We start from the raw sequence: 1,229 nt of genomic DNA, 5'->3' as shown, positions 1-1,229 counted from the left end.
CCGCCACGTTGTCCTCGCCGTCCTCGATGCCGGGCTGGTTCGTGAAGTTGCCACCCGTCATACCGCCGCCGCCGACCTGCGGCGAGCTGCTGATCGACGTGCCGGTCTGAAAGCGCGTCGCCGATTGTGACAGCCCCGCGCGCACGTGCAGCGCGGTCACTTTGGCCAGCTGCCCGCTCAGGCCGAGCGAGACCAGCAGGCGCTGATACGCGGCCATCTGCTCGGCGCTGATCTGCGTCACGCCGGGTGCCGGACTCGCGACCAGATTGCGCAGATTGAATCTGGACTGAGCGTCCTCGATCGAGCCCGACAGGTACGTGGCCGCGCCTTGCTCAGCGCGCACCTCGCCGATCTGGCCGAGAAAATCCGACAGCCGCGTTTTCGCGATCGGCTCGCCCCACACGCCACCCAGATAGGTGATGCCCGCCGACGTATCGCCCTCGGAGCGCAGGATCAGCCGGGTCCAGTCGAGCGCGCCGCGCGCGACCCATTGCGCCTGCGACAGCAGCCGCTGATTCTCGATGCGGCGGATTTGTACCTGCTGGCGCCACAAAATGCTGGAGACGAGAATTGCCGACAGCGTCACCACCAGCAACGCGCCGATGATGGCGGCGCCGCGCTGCCGTAGCTGCACTTTCCGGCGGGAGCCGCGTTCCGCAGGCAACGCAGAAGCCGCACGGCGCGCATCAGAAAAAGAGAATCTCATGTCATTCTCCACGGAATGCCGCCTGCGCTTATGCTCCGCCCGTCACGCGAATCACTTCTTCGAGCGACGTCAGTCCCGACGCGAGCCAGCGCTCCGAATCCTCGCGCAGCGTGCGCATGCCCTGGGCGCGGCCCGCTTCGAGAATTTCGGCATCGGCCGCGTTGCGGTGGATCAGCGAGCGGATCGTTTCGTCGATCAGCAACAGCTCGTAGACGCCGCGGCGTCCCGCGTACCCCATGTCGGTCAGACGCGTGACGGCCGATGCCGCGTCGTTCGTGTGCAGCGTCGCGAGCACCAGGTGGCCGGTCAGCGACGCCTGCACCGCAATCTGCGCGGTTTCGAGGTCGCGGATTTCAACGATCATGATGATGTCCGGGTCCTGACGCAGAATCAGCTCAATGCGCGCGCGAAGCTCATGCCGATCCGCTCGTTGACCTGGGTCTGGCCGATGCCGGACAGGTCGTATTCGATCGGGTCTTCCACCGTCATGATGTTGGTGGTCGCCGTCTCCAGTCGCGACATC

1 protein-coding gene and 1 pseudogene are annotated in these 1,229 nt (G+C 65.9%); both read right to left on the bottom strand.

Going from position 1 to position 1,229, the window contains the following annotated elements:
- The coding region (gene gspK, locus VSR82_RS39740; protein WP_498858896.1) for a type II secretion system minor pseudopilin GspK at nucleotides 1-706 on the bottom strand (706 nt) is incomplete at its 3' end.
- A 28-nt stretch (nucleotides 707-734) separates the two neighbouring features.
- Nucleotides 735-1,195 (bottom strand): annotated as a pseudogene (locus tag VSR82_RS39735) (GspE/PulE family protein).
- Nucleotides 1,196-1,229: the final 34 nt, after the last annotated feature.

Origin of the sequence: Burkholderia sp. JPY481 (assembly GCF_038900515.1) — a bacterium.
Classification (GTDB): domain Bacteria; phylum Pseudomonadota; class Gammaproteobacteria; order Burkholderiales; family Burkholderiaceae; genus Paraburkholderia; species Paraburkholderia youngii.
The sequence above is the reverse complement of the archived record's forward strand: the minus strand, read 5'-3'. Positions and strand labels throughout refer to the sequence as shown.